We start from the raw sequence: 19,835 nt of genomic DNA, 5'->3' as shown, positions 1-19,835 counted from the left end.
GGCGACGTATGAAGGTTCCGGCGGCCGCAACGCTGAATAAAAGATTACTCGCCGCCGAGTTGTCTCCGTTCGTCGCGGTCGCCGTTCCCGGTCCCTTCACCAGCGAGGGGGAGGCCTGCGTCGGTTGTCGCCGGATCGGGCCGATGGCAGGCGAGGGCTCTCCACAGCTCGAACGCGATGCGCGGCGCTGCCGATACCCGGCGCCTCCGGTACGACCACGAGTGGGATCGGTGCCGCGACGAACGGGTCTCGGCCGCGAACGAAAACGAGGGCCGAAGGTCGGGGACAGCGAACCGAAACGCGGTTCGTACAACGCAGTAATCGAGGGATCCGCCTATACTTACCTCCCGTTTCGGGATTAGGTCCCGTAACTTGTTACCGGATCTGTAACACTTCGGCTTGGTCGACTCAGACCACGACCCGCTTGGCCCGCACCGCGACTCGGTCGACCGCCCTCCCCGATCAGTCGTCGCTCAGTCGCCGCCGCTCGTCGCGCAGGAGCCGCTCCCAGAGGCGGAACAGGACGCTGTCGAGGTCGTACGCCTCGTCGACGCGGCTGACCCAGCGGTCGTCGGCGAACAGGTGACGCTGGAACCGCCGCACGTCGGGCGAGAGGCGGTCGCGGTCGCCGCCGTAGTACGACAGCGACTCCTCGCGGGTCCGCGCGACGAGGTCGGCGGGGACGTCGATCCCGTCCGCGGCTGCGACGTGCTCGAACCACTCCAGGTGGAGCAGCGAGTCGGCGAGGAGGAACCGCTCGCGGAAGCCGTCGACCCGCGACAGCGCCGGCGCGCCGTCGATTCGGACGTCGGTCGGGCGCGAGAACCGCGGCGCGGTCACCGTCACGCCCGCCTCGTCGGCGACCGCGCCGGCGACCCGTCGCAGCCGCCAGTCGCCGTACCGGACCGGCGCGATCAGCGCGAGCTCGTACCAGGTCGGCAGCCACTCGCAGTACGGTTCCGAGAACGCGCCGTCCGCGAGCAGCGTCGCCGCCACGGAGCGCGCCTCGGCGGGCGTCAGCTCGTCGGGGGCCGTCCGGAGCCGGCGGACGATCCGGTCGTCGTCGAGTCCGTCGACGCCGGGAAAGCCCATCCCCGCCGCGACGCCGGTCGTGTACGCGCGGCCGGCGGCGTACCAGGCCGCGAAGTCGGCGGGCGCGGTCAGCCGCAGGAGTCGGAGGACGGTGATACGGGACGGAGGGTCCGAGTCGAAATAACCGTTCGGTCGGTCAGCCGTCGACGGAGCCGCCGGCGTCGCGCTCGACGGAGCCGCCGGCGTCGCTCTCGACGGAGCCGCCGGCGTCGCTCTCGCTCACCGCCTCCGGATCGTCGAGCGCGTCGTCGAGCCCCCACTCGGCCGCGCGGTCGCGGGCCTCCGAGCGGGCCTGCTCCCGGATCGCGTCGATCCGCTCCTCGTCCGCGAGGAAGGCGGCGACGGCGTCGTCCTCGCCGTCGATGTCTCGCAGCCGCTCGTCGGGCGCCGCCTCGCGGGTCCGCTCGGCGAGGGCGGCGTCGTCGGCCAGCTCGGTCGCGGCCGCGTCGGGCGCGACGCGCAGCGCCTCCTCCTCGTGGGCCGCGGCCAGTCCGCTCGCGTCGACGGCGTACAGCTCGACGCGGTAGGGGCCGGGGACCGCCAGCTCCGCGAGCGCGTCCGGGCCGCCGCTGTCCGTCACGGTGTTGTACGCCAGCACGGGCACGCCGTCGTCGAAGGTGATGACGCCGCGGGCCTCGCCGGACAGGAGCAGCGTCTCCTGCGGGACCAGCGTCGCGTAGCCGGTGAGGTCGCGGTCGAGCGCGCGCGACAGCGTCGTCCCCACGTCGGAGACCACCCGCGAGCGCAGCAGCGTCCCCCGCGGGATGGTGAGCGCGGCCGACTCCGAGCCGTCGCCGCCGGGGCTGTCGCCGTCCGAGCCGTCGCTCTTCGGGTTCCCGCTCATGGCGTGTCGGGGACGACCGCGCTGCGGAACCGGTCCGCCACCGCGTCGCCGTCGCCGTCGCGCACGTCGAGCCGGTCGGCGGCCCGCCGGTAGCGCGCGGCGGCCTCGCTCTCCGGGGCGTGCGCGAGGAGGGGCTCTCCCGCTCTGCGCGCCGCCCGGACGTCGTCGCTCTCGGGGACGTTCGCGAGGACGGGGCCGCCGAAGTGGCGCTCCGCCTGCGCGGCGACGTCGTCGGCCTCGTCCCGGACCTTGTTGAACAGGACGCCGGCGGTCTCCGTGCCGTACGAGCGGGCGTACTCCTGGACCTTCAGGCCGTCCGAGAGCGCGGGGATGGTCGGCTCGACGACGACCACGACGCGGTCGGCCAGCACGACCGGGAGCACGGCCGACTTCGAGCCCAGCGCGGCCGGCGAGTCGAGCAGGAGCACGTCGGTGTCGCGTGCGAGCTCGGCCACCACGTCGCGGAGGCGCTCCGGCTCCGCGGCCTCGAAGCCGGCGAGCGAGGTGCCGCAGGGGACGACCGAGAGCCCGAACCGCTCGTAGACGGCCTCGCTCACGTCCGTCGCGGTGCCCTCGACGAGCAGGTCGTGGAGGGTGACCGCCGCGTCGTCGAGCCCCGCGTGAAAGAGGAGGTTCGCCATCCCGGTGTCGGCGTCCACGACCGTCACGTCGTGGTCGGCCGCGAGCGCCATCCCGAGCGCGAGCGTGCTCGTCGTCTTCCCCGTGCCGCCCTTCCCGCTGGCGACCGCGAACGCCTCGACCATACGCCCGCTCGCCGGGCGCTCCGAATAAAAGCTACCCATCGCGGTCGCGACGGATTCCGCATCTGTTGCGGTTGCGGTGGCGCGTGCCTCCGAGTGGCCGCCGAAGGCGGCCGCGAGGAGCACGCGCGAGGGAGTCGGTGGGCCGGAGCGAAGCGGAGGACCACCGACGAGGCTGGGGAGGCGTGAGGCGCAGTGCTGTGCGGTGCGGTGCGGGGCGGGACTCAAAGGGGCAGCCGGGAGGACGAAGACGGGCGAAGCAAGGACCGCAGGAGCGAACGTAGTGAGCGACGAGGACCGCAGCGAGCCCATCGAGTCCTCCCGGCTGGGGCTTTGGAGGCGTCCGTCGTCGATCCGCTGTCGGATATTTATAAGCGAACGGCTAGGGACTCGGAGGTATTCGCCGCAGCGTCACTGTTTATTTATAAATAAACCGCCGGCGAGTACCAGCACGCAGCGTTGATCTCGCCGCCGGCGATTCCCTCGTGCTCCCCGTCCACCGAGTGCTTTTGATCACGCGGAACAAGACTCCGGTATGGCCGAAACGATCTCCGCCGACGAGTTCCGGGACAGGATCGACGCGCGGCGGCGCGGCGAGCGGGAGTTCACCGTCGTCGACACCCGCCCCGAAGAGAGCTTCGCGGGCTGGCGCGTGGCGGACGCCGTCCACTACTTCTACAAGCCCTTCCACGAGTTCGACGTCGACGACTTCGAGCGCGAGACCGGCCTCTCTCCGGACGACACCGTCGTCACGATCTGCGCGAAGGGGAAGGCCTCCGACGACTTCGCCGCCGAACTCGACGCGGCCGGGTACGATGACGTGGTCGTCGTCGAAGACGGCATGCGCGGCTGGTCGGCCGTCTATGACCGAACCCCTGTGCCGCTCCCCGCAACGCCCGACTCAGCCCCGCCGCTCGATATCGTCCAGGTCCAGCGCCGGGCGAAGGGGTGTCTGGGGTACCTCGTAGTCGGCGGACGCGAGGCGGGCGCGGCGGACAACGCGGATCACGTCCTCGCTAACTCCTCCGACTCCGACCGCGTCGCCGTCGCTAATTCCGACGGCTCACCCCGTATCGCCGTCGCTATCGATGTCTCCAGACACGGCGACGAGTGGGTCGCGGCGGCCGCCGAGCGCGACGCGTCGATCGCGGCCGTCCTCGACACGCACGTCCACGCCGACCACCTCTCGGGCGGCCGCGCGCTCGCGGACGAGCTCGGCGTGCCGTACTACCTCCCGGCCGCGGCCGCCGAGCGCGACGTGGCACACGCCTTCGAGCCGATCGGGCGCAACGAGACGCTCGATGTCGGCGGGGTCGACCTGAAAGCGCTCGCGACGCCCGGCCACACCGACGACGGCGCGAGCTACCTCGTCGGCGACGCGGCGGTCCTCACCGGCGACACGCTGTTCACCGACAGCGTCGGGCGGACGGAACTCCAGTTCTCGGCGGGCGGCGACGACGAGGAGGGCGGCGACGACGAGGAAAACGGAGACGCCGCCGAGGGCGCCGCGGGCGCGGCCCGCCGGCTGTACGACTCGCTCCACGGGACCCTGCTCGCCGAGCCGGACGGCGTCGTCGTCTGTCCCGGCCACTTCGCGGTCGCGAACGACGGGACGACCGGCGACGTCGTCCCGGGCGAGCCCGTCTTCACGACGGTCGGGGACGCGCGCCGGGGGATCGGGATCCTCGACCTCGACCGGGAGGACTTCGTCGAGCGGATCACGCGGACGCTCCCGGAGAAGCCGCCGAACTACGAGTCGGTGATCGCGGCCAACCGCGGCGTCGAGTCGCCTCCGGACGAGACCGCGGCGATCGAACTCGAACTCGGCCCGAACCGCTGCGCGGCGGAGCCGGACGTCGGGTCCGCCGCGGACGACTGAGCGACCTCTCTCACCGAGCTCCGCCGCTCACTCGTCGTGGATGAAGACGAGCCGCTTCGACTCCGTGTTGACTAAACAGAGGTCGATCCCGTCGCGGGTCGCGCCGATCTGCTGCCAGCCGTGGTCGCTGACGAACAGCGTCTGGAAGACGCCGCGGTCGCAGTCGGGATTCGGACAGCCGACGCCCGCAGCGTTCTTGTAGACGGTCGTCCCGCCGCCCGAACTCTGTCGCACTAACCCGTCGGTCAGCGACCGGAACTCCTCGGCGGACATCGGACTCTCCGCGTCGTCGTCTCCCATGCCTCCGGGTTCGGAGGCGACCGTCTAAAAACCGCCTGCCTGTGGCAACTACTGGCACGGCGCCCGAGGAAGCGACCGCCGGGAGCGCCCCCTCACTCCGCGTCGTGCTTCGCCCGGTCCGCGTGCGCGTCCGCGAGCCGCGTCGGCTCGGGGAGCTTGTAGCCCGCACAGAGCGCCGCGACGAACTCGACCGCGCTCTCCGCCGACACGCGGTGGCCGGGGCTGACGTACAGCGGATTCACCCGCTTGCTGTTCGGGTACTGCCGCGACTGGAACGCGTGGCCGATGACGGTTCCCGGCTCGGCGGTCGTCACCGCGTCGTCCGCCCGGATCGGCGTCCGCCAGCCCTCGGGCCGCTCGCCCGTCGACTCGTCGGGCTCGCCACAGAGGAGGCGCTTCGCGACGCCGACGCTCGGCACGTCGCGGAGGACGCCGACGTGGGTCGCGAGCCCCGCCTCCCGGAAGTGGATCCGGCCGGAGCCGTCGCAGACGAGCAGGTCGGGGTCGGCGTCGAGCGCGTCGAGCGCGGCCAGTATCGGCTCGCCCTCTCGGAACGCGAGCAACCCCGGGATGTACGGGACCGACAGCGTCGTCGTCGCGCTCGCGTACTCGACCACGGTCCCGCCCCGGAGCGCGACGGCGGCGGAGACGGCGGCGTCGGGCCGGTCCTCGCCGCGGTCGGTGAGGAACGCCTGGTCGACGCCGACGACCGTGGGAGCGTCGGCGCCGCGCTCCGCGGCCGTCGGCTCCTCGCCGGTCCCCAGCCGCTCCTGCGCGTCGTCGCGCGCCGGCGGCAGGCCGTCCGCGAGCGAGGCCGCCTCGTCGACCGCGATCGCGGACGGGTCGAGCGCGTGGTCGTCGTCGAACGTCGCGGCCGCCGCGATCTCGCGCTGGAGCGCCTCCATCTCGTCGCGCGACAGCGACGGATCGGGTCGGAGGTCGGGCCGCGCGAGGTCCATCAGCGCCGCCCGCCGGGGCCGCCCGGCCCACCCGGACCGCGCGGGCCGCGCGCGCCGCCCATCGAGACGCCGCCCATGCCGCCCGCGGAGCGCGCGAGCCCCTCGTTGCGCTTGCCGAACGCGAGCCCGATCGCGAAGCCGATCAGGTGCGCGAGGTGCGCGATGCCGCCGACGCCGCCGGTGCCCGTCGTGACCACCAGCGCCGCGGAGACGATCGCGATCCCCCACGTCAGGTACTTGATTTTCATCGGGATCACGAAGAAGAGGAGGACCTGCATGTTCGGCCGCCAGACGGTGAGCACGCCGAGGATCGCGAAGCCGGCGCCGCTGGCGCCGAGAACGCCCGTCGGCGGGGCGTTCGTCGCGATCGCGAAGAGGACGTGGCCGAGCCCCGCGGCGATCCCCGCGCCGAAAAAGAACCCGACGAACTTCTTCGACCCGACGGCGCGCTCGACGAGCGGGCCGAAGAACAGGATCACGATGCTGTTGCCGATTATGTGGAACAGCTGTCCGGGGGCGTGCGAGAACACCGAGGTCACCCACGTCCAGACGTTCGCGATCGCCTCCGACCGGAGCACGAACAGCGTGTTGTGGAGCGCCTCCCCACCGACGAACAGCGCGATCCACTGCGCGACGAACGTCACCCACATCGCCAGCAGGATGGCGTACGTCGCGTTGTTGCGGAAGTACCCCAAGACGCCGCCGGTGCCGGTCTCGCGGTCGATCCGACCCTTGACCCGATCGAGGACGCCCGCGCCGTCCCCGGCGTCGCCGGCGGGCCCTCCCTCGACGCTCTCGTCGAAGCCGCTGTCGAAGACGCCGCCGGGGTCGTCCCACTCGGCGAGGCCCGGACAGTCGTGGTTCTCGGGCAGTCGGTGTTCGGCACAGAACGTCTGGCCGCACCGCTTACACTGGTACGGGAGGTTCTCGTACTCCCCACACACGTCGCACGTCGCCATTGGCGTGTGTTACGGGGGCGGTCGTAAAGCGGTTTGGCTCTATACGTGGTTTCTTCTGCGACGGACGGCGGCTCTAGTAATGGTTTATAAATGGCACTTGATGGCATCACGGTGGTGGATTCCTCCAAAGCCCCAGCCGCTCGCTTATAAATAGCCGACTGCGGATCGCCGGCGGACACCGCCAAAGCCCCAGCCGCGAGGACTCGCGCGGCTCGCTGCGCTCCTCGGTCGCTCACTTCGTTCGCTCCCTGCGGTGCTTGCGTCGCCGTGCTTCGCCCTCGCGGCTGCCCCTTTGAGTCCCACCCGACCGCACAGCGACCGCACCTCACACCTCCCCAGCCTCGTCAGTCGCCTCCGCCTCGCTCCGGCGACTGACTCCCTCGCGCGTGCTGCTCGCGGCCTGTCGGCCGCTCGCAGGCACGCGCCACCGCACCGTCTTTACTTATAAATAGTCGCCGAATCCGCGGCCAATCGCTTATAAATAGCCAGTCACTCGTCAGCTTCGCCCTCTCTCAGCCCGTCGACCAGCTCTCTGAGCGTCGCGAGCGGATACTGGCCCGGTGCGGTCGCGTTCGCGGGGTCGACGGGCGCGTAGCCGATCTTCGAGCCGTAGAGGGGCGTGACCGCGCGGGTGTGCCGCCCCGGCTCGCCCATACACACCGTCGCGACGCGGTGGCCGGCGGCGGTCGCCTCGTGGGTCGCCTCGATCATCGCGAGCGCGTCGGCCGGCGCGGTCGCGGTCGTCGCCAGCTTCCCCACGTCGCCCTCGCTCGCGGCGTCGGCGAGCAGGTCGACGAGCGCGGCGGGCTCGGGCGTCGACTCGAAGTCGTGGACCGAGGCGATCACGTCGACCCCCGCCTCGCGGGCCGCGTCGCGCAGCGCGGTCGCGTGCGACTCCTCAGCCGGGTCCGGGCGCGTCCCGCGCAGCGCGGCGAGCTCGACGTCGACCGCGGCGACGGCGTCGCGCCCGATCGCGTCCGAGAGCGCGTCGTAGCGGCCCAGCCCGTCGGCCTCGCCGCCCTCCCACGACGCCCGGTTCGTGACGACGAGCGGGAGCTCGCCGTCGTACGCGTCGAGCTGGGAGAGCGGGGAGTTTGCGAGGTCCATCCGGAACTCCACGGCGTCGGCGTCCTCGCGGGCGCGCGGCTCCTCCGTGAGGTCGGCCGTGCTCGCGGCGAGGACGAACTCCTCGAACATACGCGAGGCTTCCGCGGGCGGGAACTTATGTGTGTGCGTCCGGGCGGACCGAACTCCGTGCGAGAAATACCGGTCGGCCTACGCGACGAGGCCGTCCTCGGCCTCTAACAGCTCGTGGTACCGGTTCCGGATGGTGACCTCGGAGATGTCGGCGACCTCCGAGACCGCGGCCTGCGTCGTCTTCTCGTTGGTGAGCAGCGCGGCGGCGTAGACGGCGGCCGCGGCGAGGCCCACCGGCGACTTGCCCGAGTGGACGCCCTTCTCCTTGGCGTTGCGCAGGAGGCTCTTCGCGCGCATCTCGGACTCCTCGGAGAGCTCCAGGTCGGAGGCGAACCGGGGGACGTACTGCTCGGGGTCGGCCGGCTTCACTTCCAGCTTCAGCTCGCGGACGACGTAGCGGTACGTCCGCGCGATCTCGGCCTTCTCGACTCGCGAGACGTCGGCGATCTCGTCGAGGCTGCGCGGGACGCCGGCCATCCGGGCGGCGGCGTACACGCAGGAGGTGGAGACGCCCTCGATGGAGCGGCCGGGGAGGAGGTCCTCGTCGAGCGCGCGGCGGTAGATGACGCTCGCGGTCTCGCGGACGTTGTCCGGGAGCCCCTGTGCGCTCGCCATCCGGTCGATCTCGCCGAGCGCCTGCTTCAGGTTGCGCTCCTTCGAGTCGCGGGTGCGGAACCGCTCGTTCCACTTGCGGAGCCGCTGCATCTTCTGGCGCTGGCGCGCGCCGAGCGAGCGGCCGTACGCGTCCTTGTCGCGCCAGTCGATGTTCGTCGAGAGCCCCTTGTCGTGCATCGTGTTCGTGGTCGGGGCGCCGACGCGGCTCTTCTCGTCCTTCTCGCGGGAGTCGAACGCGCGCCACTCCGGCCCGCGGTCGACCGAGTCCGCCTCGACGACGAGCCCGCAGTCGCTGCAGACCGTCTCGCCGTGCTCCTCGTCGTTGATGACGTGGCCCCCGCACTCCGGGCAGCTGAGCGTCTCGTCGGTGCTCTCCGATTCCTCCTCGTTCGTCTCCGTTCGGGAGCGACTCCCCCGTGTGTGTAGTCGTTCACTCATAGCTCGGTTGCCCCCGGAAACTGAAACTGCCCGAGAGCGATCTTGGTTTACCGTCGGCGGAACACAACTTAAAACGACCGGAACGTGTCGCTCGAATCCCGACGAAAGGACACGATCTATCACGCGTTTTCGGCGATCTCCAGATCGCCGCCGCCGCGACCGAAACCGTTGACACGCTCGCGGCCGGATCGAACGCCATGTCTTCGCCCCGCGTCGTCTCGCTCGCGCCGAGCGCGACCGCGACGGTCGCCGCGCTCGGCGGGGCCGACCGCCTCGTCGGCGTCACCGCCCACTGCGACCTCGCCGAGGACCCCGACGCCGGGTCCGCGCACGGCGAGGAGTCCCCGACCGTCGTCGGCGGCTGGCTGAACCCCGACCTCGACCGGGTCGTCGACCTCGACCCCGACGTCGTCCTCACGAGCGACGGGCTCCAGTCGGGCCTCGCCGACGACTGCCGCGACCGCGGCCTCGACGTCGCGCACCGCGAGCCGTCGACGCTGGACGACGCGGTCGAGGGGTTCGCCGCACGCGGGACCGACGTCGGCCGCCCGGACGCGGGCGAGCGGCTCGCGGCCGACGCGCGCGACCGCCTCGACCGGATCGCCGACGCCGTCGCCGACCGCCCCCGTCCGACCGTCTACTGCGAGGAGTGGTCCGACCCGCCGATGGCGGCCGGCAACTGGGTCCCGGACGCAGTCCGCGCCGCGGGCGGGCGCTATCCCTTCGTCGACCCGGGCGATCGCTCCCGCGAGGTCGACCCCGCCGCCGTCGAGCGCGCCGACCCCGACCACGTCGTCGTCCACGTCTGCGGGCACGGCGACCGCGTCGACCCCGCGACCGTCGCCGAGCGCGACTGGGTCGACGCCCCCGTCCACGTCCTCGACGACTCCCTCCTCAACCAGCCGAGCCCCGCGCTCCTCGACGGGGTCGAGCGGCTGGCTCGCTCGCTCCATCCCGACGCGTTTTCGGCCGCGGGCGACGACGACCGCGTATGACGACCCTGCGAGTCGGCGTCGGTAGCGGCAACCCGGTGAAGCGGCGCGCGGTCGAACTGGCGCTCGGAGCGGCGGCGGACGACGACCTCCCGAGCGACCCGACCGGCGTCGCGATCGAGTCGGTCCCGGTCGATTCCGGCGTGAGCGAGCAGCCGACGGGCCACGCGGAGACGGTCGCGGGCGCCGAGAACCGAGCGGCTGCGGTCCTCGAAGCGGAACCGAAAGGCGGCGCCGACGCGCCGGGCGACGGGGCGACGTACGACATCGGCGTCGGCATCGAGGGCGGCGTCGCGGCGTTCGACGGGGCCGACGACCTGTTCCTGATCATGTGGGCGGCGGTGACCGACGGCGACCGCGTCGGCCGCGCCGCCGGCCCGAGCCTCGCGCTTCCGGCCGACGTCGCCGCCCGCATCGACGACGGGGAGGAGCTCGGCCCGGTGATGGACGACCTCCTCGACACCGACGGCGTCGCGAAGCGCGGCGGCGCGGCCGGCGCGCTCACGAACGGCCGCGTCGACCGCGCCGAGGCGCTCGCGGCCGGTGTGAGCGGGGCGCTCGGGCCGTTCGTCACCGGGCTGTACTGACCCCGGCGCGGCGGCAGCGCCGCGCCGGTGCCGCCGCGCCGGCGTCGCGGTTCGAAGGCCGTACCCAAACGCGGTCGTGGGGCGGTACTCACGCCCCTGAAGACACACAAAATCGCACGACAGCGACGTGTTAACCCGGTCTACCAACCGCCTTATGCGGCGCGCCGACGTGGTACCCGTATGAGCACGGCTCACCCGGACGCGGTCGCCGCCGAATCGACCGGCCTCTCCGCGAAACAGGAGCGCATCCTGCGGTACCTCCGCGAGAACGCGGCCGACCGAACGTACTTCAAGTCGCGGCTGATCGCCGACGACCTCGGTCTCTCGGCGAAGGAGGTCGGCGCGAACATGAGCGCCGTCGCCGACGCCGCCACCGAGGTCGACGTCGAGAAGTGGGGGTACTCGTCGGGGACGACGTGGATGGTCACGAACTGAGCGGACGCCGATCCCCCGCCCGCGACGGGGCGCGTCCTACGGGTCGTACGCGACCAGCGACGCCGCCTCGTCGGCGAACGCGACGGCCTCGGCGTCGAAGGAGTCGGCGTAGCGGACGACGAGCGTGAGCAGCCGCTCCGGCTCGGTCAGCGCGTAGCCGTCGGTCCGGTCGAGGAGGCCGGCGCGTTCCAAGTCGGCGGCCGCGGCGCTTATCGTCGGCCGTGAGACGCCGAGCGCGCTCGCGAGGTCGGCGCCGGTCGCGTCGGGGTCGCGCAGCAGCGCGAGGATCATCCCGCGCGGCGTCTCCCGGCGGAGGTAGCCGAGCGCCCGCTTGTCGGTCGCGTCGAACCGGCCGGCGGGGAAGAAGCGCCGGTAGTCGGCGTCCTTCACCGACTCGATCGCCCCCGCCTCCTCCAGCTTCCGGAGGTGGTACTGCGCCTCGCCGGTGCCGAGCCGGAGGTCGTCGCGGAGCTTCGAGAAGTGCGCGCCGGGGGTCGTCGGCACGTAGCCACGGATCGCCTCCCGCGTCTCGTTCTCGTCGGCGTCGGCGTCGTCGGCGCTCGCGGTCCCGACGAACGGCGCGGCGGCTCCGACCGCGGCGAACCGCCGGAGCGTCTCGCGCTTCTGGCCGTCGAACCCCTCTGTCACGGCCGTATTAGTCGGCGCCTCGACAAAAGCACTTCGCTCGCGGCCGAATCGCGTCGGAGAATGCGGCTACGGCCGCGCTTCGCGCCGAACTACTCCTCTTTCTCGACTTCCGCCGGCGCCTCTTCCTCGTCCATCTCTTGGATGACTTCGTCGGCGGACCTGATGCTCGCGCCGGCATCGCCCGTCTTCACGGCCTCCGCCTCCTTCTCCAGCTCCTCGACGTTCATCTCCGCGGACTCCTCGATCTGGCCGAGGATCTCGTCGATGTCGTCGAGCCCGAGCATCTTCCGGGTGTCGTCGTCGAACTCCTTCCCGTCGAGCCCCTCCATCTCCTGGACGTCGGAGCCGGAGAGGGCCTTGCCGTAGCGCCCCACCAGACTCGTGAGCTCCTGCGGGAGGACGAACGTGGTGGACTCGCCCTTGCCGATCTCTTCTAAGGTCTCCATGCCGCGCTCGATGATGGCGCGCTCGCCCATCGACTCGGCGGAGCGCGCGCGGAGGACGGTCGAGATGGCGTCCCCTTGCGCTTCGAGGATCTGGGACTGCTTTTCACCCTGCGCGCGGATGATGTTGGACTGCTTGTCACCCTCGGCCTGCTCGACGGCGGAGCGGCGTTCCCCCTGCGCTTCGAGGATCATCGCGCGGCGGCGGCGCTCGGCGGAGGTCTGCTGCTCCATCGCCTGCTGGACGTCCTTCGAGGGGTTGACCTCGCGGACCTCGACGCTCTCGACGCGGATCCCCCACTCGTCGGTGGGCTCGTCGAGTTCCTTGCGGATCTTCGCGTTGATCTCCTGGCGCTTGTTCAGCGTGTCGTCGAGCTCCATGTCGCCGAGGACGGCGCGGAGCGTGGTCTGCGCGAGGTTCGAGACGGCCTTCTTGTAGTCGTCGACCTCTAAGAACGCCTTCTTCGCGTCCATCACCTTGATGTAGACGACGGCGTCGGCGGTCACCGGGGAGTTGTCCCGCGTGATCGCCTCCTGGCGGGGGACGTCCAGCGTCTGGGTCCGCATGTCGAACGGGTACGTGCGGGAGACGAACGGCGGGATGAGGTTGATGCCCGGTTCGAGCAGCTTGCGGTACTCGCCGAAGACGGTGAGCGTCTTCTTCTCGTAGGCGTCGACGATCTCGAACGACTGCCAGAGCGTGACGACCACGAGCAAGAGCGCGAGCAGGCCGACGCTCACGAGCCCGAGCCCGAGCCCGGCTTGGAGGGTGATCGGATCCATGCCTCCCGTTTAGGCCATCGCACGCTTAATAGTTCGCCCACCGCCACCGAATCGGTACGCCGTCTCCCGGTCGGCTCGCCGTCTCGTGGCCGACGTGTCCCGCATCGCCGCCGGCGACGGACCTGCGAGCGTCCTCATCCGTCCGCGTCGAACTCCGCCGCGACGTTCTCCAGCGCCGCCCGGAGCTGCCGCTCGTTGAACCGGCGGATCGCGGGCGCGCCGACCCTCGTGAGCGCGTTCTCCGGCAGGTCGTACGTCGCGGCGTACGTCAGCTCCGTCCCCCCGTCGACGGGGGCGAGCCGGAGGTCGATCGTCCCGGTGAGGCGGCCGCGGAGCTCGAAGACGTGGCGCTCGGGCGGCTCGTGGACGGTCTGGACGATCTCGCCGTCGATCCCGACCCCGGCCATCCGGTAGGTGTACGAGAGCCGTTTCCCGCCGTTCCCCAGGGGTTCGACGTCTCGAACGTCCGTGAGCCCGGGCGTGATCGCCGCGTGGTTCGCGGGGTCGTCGAGGAACGCGAACACGGTCTCCGGGCCGGCCGCGACGACGACCGAGTCGCTCGCGGCGAAGGGGTCGTCGCCCGCGTCCGGGAGGTCGTCGCTCACGCGCCACCCCCCGGGTTTCCGGCGCGCTCCCGGCTCATTCGCACGATCGGGGGTCGACGTACGCCTCGACGAGCTTCCGCTCGGCCGCGCGGAGATGCTGGTGGAACGTCTGTCGGGTGATCCCCATCTGCTCCGCGATCTCCGAGCCGTCGACCGGTCGCGGCCACTCGAAGTAGCCGTTCAGCTCGGCGGTCTTCAGGGCGGCGCGCTGGCGCTCGGTGAGCCGCTCGTCGACCGCGGCCGCGAACTCGGCGACGGTGCGGTCGCGGCTCTCGCGCTCGACGCGCGACCGGAGCTCGACGCCCTCGTACTCGCCGCGGAACACGTCGAGGATCGAGCGGACGTCGTGCTCGGGCGGCGCCTCGATCGTCAGGGTCGACCCCTCCGGCGTGGCGATCGCCTCGGCGACGACGCTGCCGTGGTCGGCCAGCTTCGTGAGCGGCGGCGACTCGGTGACGGTGACGGCGAAGCTGACGCCGTCGTTCGTCTCCGAGACCGTCCGCATCGACTCGACCAACGGGAGGGCGGCGAGCTCGTCGAGATCCGGGTCATCCCCGTCGGCGCGGAAGTACAGCTCGCAGGCGTCGTCGTCGAGCCGCGTCGTCCCGAGGTGTTCCACCTCCCCGCCGACCGCGTCGGCGATCCGCGCGAGCGGCCCCGTCGAGTCTCGGATCTCGACCACGAGCTCCACGACGCGGTCGGTCGTGAGCATCTCCGCCGTCTCGAGCGAGTGGAGCCCGTTCGCGATCATCTTCCCGACGGACTCGCACACCCGCCGCTCGCGGCGGTCGAGGACGTCCGCCCCGCTGCCGTAGATCCCCAACAGCCCGTACCGTCGCTCCCCGTACGTGAGCGGGACGACGAGGAGCCGCCGCCCGCCGACGGCCGCCGGTTCGAGCGGCCCGTCGGCAGCGCCCTCTATCGAGCCGCCGCGGAGCTCCTCGGTCTCGATCGCCTCCCGGACCTCGGTCGGCGTCTCGTCGACGTCGAACGACGCGCCGGCCTCGACCGACACGCCGCTCGCGGCGCGGATCTCGAGGCGACCGGTCGCCGACGACACCTCCCCGATCCAGCCGCCGGCGTACCCCGGCTCGCCGGCGACGACCTCGCACACGCGCTCCGGGATGACGCTCGGATCCCGGTTCTCGACGAGGATGCGACTGATGTCGCTGAGGAGCCCGTTCACCCGCCCGAGGACCCTGTCGAGCGAGCGCCGCTCGGTCGCGAGCTTCTCGGCGCGCTCCTCGGCGAGCCGCTCCGCCTCCTTCCGGTCGCTGATGTCGTTCTGGAAGCCGACGTAGTGGGTCAGGTCGCCGTCCTCGTCGTACACCGGCGCGACCGTCAGCTCGTTCCAGAAGGGGGTTCCGTCGCGCCGGTAGTTCCGGATCTCGACGGTCGCCTCCTCCTCGTTCCCGATCGCCTCGGCGATCTCCTCGACGGTCTCCGGATCCGTCCCGGGCCCCTGGAGGAACCGCGGGTTTCGGCCGAGGGCCTCCTCGACCGGGTAGCCGGTGTGTTCCTCCCAGGCGTCGTTGACGTACACGAGGGGGTAGTCCGGGAGGTCCGGATCGCTGATGCTGATCCCGATCGGCGCGTCCTCGACGGCCCGCCGCACCTCCGACGCGGTCGGCTCGTGGTCGGAGATGTCCTGTCGCGGCTCCGAGGTCGGGACCCCCGAACAGACCGTCGAGACGTCGGAGACGAGCTGATCGATCGACGCCGACCCGTTCTTCTGGAGGAACCTGTCGACGCCGCTCTCGAAGGCGGCCTCCGGCACCCCCTCCTCGTCCGTCTCCGTGAACATCACGACGGGCACGCCGGCGTCGGACTCTTCGATCGCGGTCGCGAGGGCCACTCCGTCGTCGCCGGCCAGCGCGTACTCGCTGACGACGCAGTCGTACTCGCCGGTCGTCGCCTTCGCGACCGCGGACGCCGCGGTGTCCGTGCGGGTCACGTCGAACCCCGCGGCGCCGAGCGCCGTCTCGATCCGATCGCTCCCCTCCTCCGGGTGGACGAGGAGCGCCCGAGCGTTCGCCATGCGCGACCGTTCGCGCCGATAGGGGTTAATGGTTGCCTGTCTTCCGAGAGTCCGAAGCGCCGGCGCCCGACCGGCCGACGGCGGGAACCGTCGAGGTGCGGCTGTCCAGTTAGGCCCGGGTACTTTGGGGTCGCTGGGCGTGAGATCGGCGTATGGTATCGACCGTCGTCGCCGACGAGCCGTCCCGCGAGCGGGCCCGCGGAACATGAGCGTGCGCGTCACCGTCAGAGAGCCGCCCACGTCGGTCCCCGGGGACCGGATCGGGCTCCCCGAAGCCGTCCTCGCCGACCTCGGGATCGGCCTCGGCGACACGGTGACCGTCGAGGGCGAGCGGCGCGTCGCCGCCCCGGTCGTCGCCGTCGACGACGGGGCGCGGGCCGTCTTCCTCCCCGAGCGGCTCCGGCGGACGGCCGGGGTCGACACGGGCGAGGCCGCGACCGTGGCGCCGTCGTCCCTCCCGGTCGCCGCCTCGGTCACGCTGCGGCTCCGCCAGTCGGTCGACCTGGAGCGGAGCGAGGACGCCATCCGTCGCCGGCTCGACCGGCGCGTCGTGGCCGTCGGCGACGAGGTCGAGGTCACGCGCCTCGGCGGCGCGCTCACGCTCCGGTTCGACGTGCGCGACGTGGCTCCCTCGTCGCCGGCGGTCGTCGACGACGAGACCGAGATCACCGTCGCCGACGGGAGCGAACCGGACGTCGTCGCCGAGCGGCCCGGCGGGGCCGGCGCCGGCGACGGCTTCGTCCCGACGGCGACGTTCGAGCGCCTCCGCGACGCGGTCGCGACCCGGTTCGACGCGGCCGAGACGTTCGAGTCCGCCGGGTCCCCGACGCTGGGGCTGCTCCTCCACGGCCCGCGCGGGTCGGGGAAGACGACGCTCGTCGAGGCCGTCGCGAGCGCGACCGACGCGACGCTCGTCCGCGCCTCCGCGGCCCGGCTCCGGGGCGAGCGGGCGAGCGACCGGTCGGACCGGCTCGACCGCGTCGTCGAGGCCGTGCCGGCCGGCGAGCCGACCGTGGTCCTCCTCGACGACCTCGAAGCGCTCGGGGCCGAGGACGGCGGCTCCGCGCTGGCGGACCGCTTCCGATCGACCGTCGACGAGCTCCGCGCCGGGGACCGGACGGTCGTGATCGGCGCGACCGCGGACCCGGACGCCGTGCCGTCGGCGCTGCGCCGCGGCGGCCGGTTCGACCGCGAACTGGAGGTCGAGCCGCTGACGACCGCGGAGCGCGCGGCCGCGCTCGAAGGGCTGTCCGAGGGCGCACCGCTCGCGATGGACGTGGACTTCGAGGCGGTCGCCGCGCGGCTCGACGGCTACGTGTTCGCCGACCTCGCCGTCCTCGCGGACGCGGCGCTGGAGCGTGCGGTCCGCCGCGACGGCCGGACCGCGATCCGGATGGCCGACTTCGACGCCGCGCTCGACGAGGTCGAGCCCACCGGCCTCCGCGAGGTCACCGTCGAGTTCCCCGCGGTCGGCTGGGACGAGGTCGGCGGGCTCGACGCCGCCAAGCGCGAGCTGGTGCGCGCGGTGTACTGGCCGCTGGAGTACGCCGACCGCTTCGCCGAGCTGGGGATCGAGCCGCCGTCCGGCGTGCTGCTGTACGGGCCGCCGGGGACCGGGAAGACGCTGCTCGCGCGCGCCGCGGCGAGCCGCAGCGACGCGAACTTCATCCCGGTGAACGGGCCCGAGCTGCTCGACAAGTACGTCGGCGAGTCGGAGAAGGCCGTCCGCGACCTGTTCGCCACGGCGCGCGAGAACGCGCCGGCGGTGATCTTCTTCGACGAGGTCGACGCCGTCTCGCCGCGGCGCAGCGGCGACGACACGGACGCCGGCGAGCGCGTGGTGTCGCAGCTGCTGACCGAGCTCGACGGGTTAGAGCCGCTCACCGACGTCGCCGTCATCGCGGCGACGAACCGGCCGGACGCCATCGACGAGGCGCTGCTCCGGCCGGGACGGATCGAGAAGGCGGTCGAGACGCCGCTCCCCGACCGCGAGGCGCGCCGAGAGATCCTGGAGATTCACGCCCGGGAGACGCCGGTCGCGTCCGGGGTCAACCTCGACGCCCTCGCCGACCGCACCGCCGGGTACAGCGGCGGCGACCTCGCGGCGCTGGTCCGCGAGGCCGGGCTGCTCGCGATCGAGGACGCGATCGTCGGCGACGGCCCGTCCGCCGAGCCGACGGTCGGGCGCGACCACTTCGAACGCGCGCTCGCCGAGACGTCGCCCTCGACCCGCGACGGGCGCGGCGACGCCGAGCGGCCGGAAAGCGATCCGTCGGCGGAGTGAAGGCGGAGTGAGGGCGGAGTGAGGGCGGCATTCCGGGCTTCGGGACGGGCCGCCGTCGCTACTCCGGCTCCTCGTGGAGGTTTAAAACGAAGTAGACGACGCCGCCCATGGCGATCAGCTCCAGCGCCGCCATCGTCCAGAATCGGGCGTTGAGCCCGCCGCCCGGCTCCTGTAGCGTCGGGATCAGGAATATTCCGACGAGTGCGATCGCGGCGCACGCGCCCAGCCCGACGACGGACCGCGTATTCAGTACTGCCGGCTGTTCGGGTGTCGTGTCGGCCATGTGGAAAAATGAACGGTGGAAACGGTTGAACCGTGCTGTTCGGTTGCGTCGGGGTAGCCGGCCGATCAGTCGGCGGCGGAGGCCTCGGCGCCCGCGGAGGGCTCCGGGGCCTCGGTGTCGCCGAGGATGGCGCGGCTGCGGAGCAGGATGAAGCCGAAGCCGACCTTGGCCGTCACGTCGAGAACCATGAACAGCAGGGTCTCGATGCCGAGGCCGACGACGCCGGCTCCCTCGGTGCCGATGATCCACAGGATCGGGTACGCCGTCCAGAGGACGAGTACCAACCCGGTCAGCGTGTTGAAGGTGCTCGCGACCTCGGAGCCGCGCTCCTTCGCCGCGGCGCGCAGGCTCGTGGCGAGGAAGTACAGCACGACGATCATGCAGATCGTGCTGAACAGCCACCAGGAGTACCGCGCGAGCGGCGTGTGCGAGAGCGCACCGATGAGACCGGTGACGATCATCAGCGCGTCGACGCCGACGAGCGTCCCGATGGTGACGCGGTCGACCTTCGCCAGCAGCGCGAGGTCGAGCAGCAGCAGCGGCGTGGTGAACAGCCAGTCCGCGTACCGCGCGTAGTAGATGTCGAGCATTTCGCCGCCGACCTGGACCTCCGTCAGGCCGATGCCGAAGAACATCGACAGGTACGCTGCCGATGCGATCCCCGGCACGAGGATCGTGATCGCGTAGTACTCACGGGCCTCCTTGTCAGTCACGCCCCAACCGCGGGCGATGAAATAGAAGGTCCCGATGAGCATCAGTAGCGTGCCGATACCCAACCAGAGCGTCTCGGGGCGTCCGTCCCCGAGTAGGTCGTATCCCGCCTGTAGTGCTATCGGGTCCATACCCACATCATGATACAGTATATACTCTATTGAGACCGATGCCAACCCAGTCAGGTATCGGCGTCCGCCGGCGGTCGACCGTCGGGGTTCCTCGGCGGTCGCTGCCCGCGCCCTGTCGCCCGTCGGGGGATACGTTGTCGGCCCGAAAGTAATCAACCTGGGGCCCTAGTGATGCTGTATGGCCGACGACGACACCGAAGCGGAGGCGGAATCGACCACCGAGACCACCGCGGAGGAAGAGACCGAGGCGGCGACCGACGACGTCGCCATCGACGTCGAGGCGATCGACGAGTACGAGCGGCGCATCGAGGAGCTGTCGACCGCGGTCGAGGAGCGCGACGAGACGATCGAAGAGCTCCGGTCGGTCGTCGAGGAGCAGTCCGAACAGATCGACAAGCTCGAAAACCAGTTCCTCGACCTGTCCGCGCGGGTCGCGGACGGCCGGAACCTCGGCGTCTGTCCCGAGTGCAACGGCCCCACCGAGAAGAAGGAGCGGCTGTTCCGGTCGGACACGATCGAGTGCACGCGTTGTGGCGAAGTGATCCACACGTACTGAGCCCGCTCCGAGCCCCTCGCTCTCCTCGCAGCGCGTCGCCGAACAGACAGGCGGCTCCGTTGGAATCCTCATAGGCGACTCGTTCTGAACTGGCGTTGGCCAGTACAGACGTAGCGACGAGCGATTTCGGGAGTGGGTATCGCAGATCGCCCGCCGTGATGTCGTATTTAAATGACCGAGAGCGATGCCGACGATCGCTTATAAATCCGGCCGCGGTCGGCGCGCCTGCGAGCGGCCGCCACCGGCGGCCGCGAGCCAGCCCGCGAGGGAGTCAGTCGCCGGAGCGAAGCGGAGG

At 71.6% G+C, this 19,835-nt stretch carries 20 protein-coding genes; 6 read left to right on the top strand and 14 right to left on the bottom strand.

Going from position 1 to position 19,835, the window contains the following annotated elements; genetic code table 11:
- Nucleotides 1-462: 462 nt before the first annotated feature.
- Genes AC4NMM_RS06575 through AC4NMM_RS06565 form a run of 3 tightly spaced genes read right to left on the bottom strand, consistent with a single transcriptional unit; the run spans nt 463 to nt 2,700 of the window.
- A complete protein-coding gene (locus tag AC4NMM_RS06575; RefSeq protein ID WP_491923910.1) occupies nt 463-1,188 on the bottom strand; it encodes a DUF8116 family protein in 726 nt (241 codons plus the stop codon).
- Nucleotides 1,189-1,228: 40 nt separating this feature from the next.
- Entirely contained in the window at nt 1,229-1,936 is a 708-nt protein-coding gene (locus tag AC4NMM_RS06570; RefSeq protein WP_491923870.1) for a DUF8054 family protein, read from the bottom strand.
- Nucleotides 1,933-2,700 carry a nucleotide-binding protein gene (locus AC4NMM_RS06565; protein WP_096393688.1) on the bottom strand — a complete coding sequence of 256 codons (768 nt, stop codon included), beginning with the start codon at nt 2,698-2,700 and terminating at the stop codon, nt 1,933-1,935. Before AC4NMM_RS06565 ends, AC4NMM_RS06570 begins: the two co-directional genes overlap by 4 nt.
- Nucleotides 2,701-3,232: 532 nt before the next feature.
- Between AC4NMM_RS06565 and AC4NMM_RS06560 the strand changes: the two genes are divergently transcribed.
- The gene (locus AC4NMM_RS06560) at nt 3,233-4,576 is read left to right on the top strand and encodes an MBL fold metallo-hydrolase (RefSeq protein WP_491923869.1); all 1,344 of its coding nucleotides are present in this window, start codon (nt 3,233-3,235) and stop codon (nt 4,574-4,576) included.
- A 27-nt stretch (nt 4,577-4,603) separates the two neighbouring features.
- Here the strand turns inward: AC4NMM_RS06560 and AC4NMM_RS06555 are convergent, their stop codons facing one another.
- From AC4NMM_RS06555 to AC4NMM_RS06535, 5 genes are all read right to left on the bottom strand, one after another.
- The gene (locus tag AC4NMM_RS06555; protein ID WP_004596496.1) at nt 4,604-4,876 is read right to left on the bottom strand and encodes a DUF7385 family protein; all 273 of its coding nucleotides are present in this window, start codon (nt 4,874-4,876) and stop codon (nt 4,604-4,606) included.
- A gap of 92 nt (nt 4,877-4,968) precedes the next feature.
- On the bottom strand, nt 4,969-5,835 hold the full coding sequence (locus AC4NMM_RS06550) for an endonuclease V (protein WP_491923868.1): 867 nt from the start codon (nt 5,833-5,835) through the stop codon (nt 4,969-4,971).
- Entirely contained in the window at nt 5,835-6,794 is a 960-nt protein-coding gene (locus AC4NMM_RS06545; RefSeq protein WP_096393684.1) for a rhomboid family intramembrane serine protease, read from the bottom strand. The genes AC4NMM_RS06550 and AC4NMM_RS06545 overlap by 1 nt, the downstream gene beginning before the upstream one ends.
- Before the next feature lie 489 nt (nt 6,795-7,283).
- The gene (locus AC4NMM_RS06540; RefSeq protein WP_491923867.1) at nt 7,284-7,991 is read right to left on the bottom strand and encodes a type I 3-dehydroquinate dehydratase; all 708 of its coding nucleotides are present in this window, start codon (nt 7,989-7,991) and stop codon (nt 7,284-7,286) included.
- Nucleotides 7,992-8,069: 78 nt separating this feature from the next.
- Nucleotides 8,070-9,044 carry a transcription initiation factor IIB gene (locus AC4NMM_RS06535; RefSeq protein ID WP_004596489.1) on the bottom strand — a complete coding sequence of 325 codons (975 nt, stop codon included), beginning with the start codon at nt 9,042-9,044 and terminating at the stop codon, nt 8,070-8,072.
- A 197-nt stretch (nt 9,045-9,241) separates the two neighbouring features.
- Here AC4NMM_RS06535 and AC4NMM_RS06530 point away from each other — a divergent pair, with 197 nt between their 5' ends.
- The 3 genes from AC4NMM_RS06530 to AC4NMM_RS06520 all read left to right on the top strand — a co-directional run bounded on the left by AC4NMM_RS06530 (nt 9,242) and on the right by AC4NMM_RS06520 (nt 11,058).
- Nucleotides 9,242-10,039: a cobalamin-binding protein gene (locus AC4NMM_RS06530; protein ID WP_096393681.1), complete on the top strand. Its 798-nt coding sequence runs from the start codon at nt 9,242-9,244 to the stop codon at nt 10,037-10,039.
- Nucleotides 10,036-10,623, top strand: a complete 588-nt coding sequence (locus tag AC4NMM_RS06525) for a DUF84 family protein (protein ID WP_491923866.1) — start codon at nt 10,036-10,038, stop codon at nt 10,621-10,623. Before AC4NMM_RS06530 ends, AC4NMM_RS06525 begins: the two co-directional genes overlap by 4 nt.
- 180 nt (nt 10,624-10,803) lie before the next feature.
- The gene (locus tag AC4NMM_RS06520) at nt 10,804-11,058 is read left to right on the top strand and encodes a DUF7123 family protein (RefSeq protein WP_096393679.1); all 255 of its coding nucleotides are present in this window, start codon (nt 10,804-10,806) and stop codon (nt 11,056-11,058) included.
- Nucleotides 11,059-11,094: 36 nt separating this feature from the next.
- On the opposite strand, the gene AC4NMM_RS06515 is transcribed toward AC4NMM_RS06520, so the two are convergent.
- From AC4NMM_RS06515 to AC4NMM_RS06500, 4 genes are all read right to left on the bottom strand, one after another.
- Nucleotides 11,095-11,706: a winged helix-turn-helix transcriptional regulator gene (locus tag AC4NMM_RS06515; protein ID WP_096393678.1), complete on the bottom strand. Its 612-nt coding sequence runs from the start codon at nt 11,704-11,706 to the stop codon at nt 11,095-11,097.
- Between the two features lie 89 nt (nt 11,707-11,795).
- The gene (locus AC4NMM_RS06510) at nt 11,796-12,932 is read right to left on the bottom strand and encodes an SPFH domain-containing protein (RefSeq protein ID WP_096393677.1); all 1,137 of its coding nucleotides are present in this window, start codon (nt 12,930-12,932) and stop codon (nt 11,796-11,798) included.
- A gap of 134 nt (nt 12,933-13,066) precedes the next feature.
- Entirely contained in the window at nt 13,067-13,537 is a 471-nt protein-coding gene (locus tag AC4NMM_RS06505) for an SRPBCC family protein (protein WP_096393676.1), read from the bottom strand.
- 34 nt (nt 13,538-13,571) lie between these two features.
- Nucleotides 13,572-15,575, bottom strand: coding sequence for a bacterio-opsin activator domain-containing protein (locus AC4NMM_RS06500; RefSeq protein WP_096393675.1), 2,004 nt, complete (start codon nt 15,573-15,575; stop codon nt 13,572-13,574).
- Between the two features lie 205 nt (nt 15,576-15,780).
- On the opposite strand from AC4NMM_RS06500, the gene AC4NMM_RS06495 reads away from it, so the two are divergent.
- Nucleotides 15,781-17,859 carry an AAA family ATPase gene (locus AC4NMM_RS06495; RefSeq protein ID WP_491923865.1) on the top strand — a complete coding sequence of 693 codons (2,079 nt, stop codon included), beginning with the start codon at nt 15,781-15,783 and terminating at the stop codon, nt 17,857-17,859.
- 58 nt (nt 17,860-17,917) lie between these two features.
- Here AC4NMM_RS06495 and AC4NMM_RS06490 read toward each other — a convergent pair whose 3' ends face one another.
- Nucleotides 17,918-18,142 carry a hypothetical protein gene (locus AC4NMM_RS06490; protein WP_096393673.1) on the bottom strand — a complete coding sequence of 75 codons (225 nt, stop codon included), beginning with the start codon at nt 18,140-18,142 and terminating at the stop codon, nt 17,918-17,920.
- A 65-nt stretch (nt 18,143-18,207) separates the two neighbouring features.
- On the bottom strand, nt 18,208-18,984 hold the full coding sequence (locus AC4NMM_RS06485) for a bacteriorhodopsin (protein ID WP_096393672.1): 777 nt from the start codon (nt 18,982-18,984) through the stop codon (nt 18,208-18,210).
- A 178-nt stretch (nt 18,985-19,162) separates the two neighbouring features.
- On the opposite strand from AC4NMM_RS06485, the gene AC4NMM_RS06480 reads away from it, so the two are divergent.
- Nucleotides 19,163-19,540, top strand: a complete 378-nt coding sequence (locus AC4NMM_RS06480; RefSeq protein WP_491923864.1) for a SlyX family protein — start codon at nt 19,163-19,165, stop codon at nt 19,538-19,540.
- Nucleotides 19,541-19,835 lie beyond the last annotated feature (295 nt).

It is taken from the genome of Halorubrum sp. SD41 (genome assembly GCF_058630335.1).
This window is presented reverse-complemented; position numbering and strand designations above follow the sequence as displayed.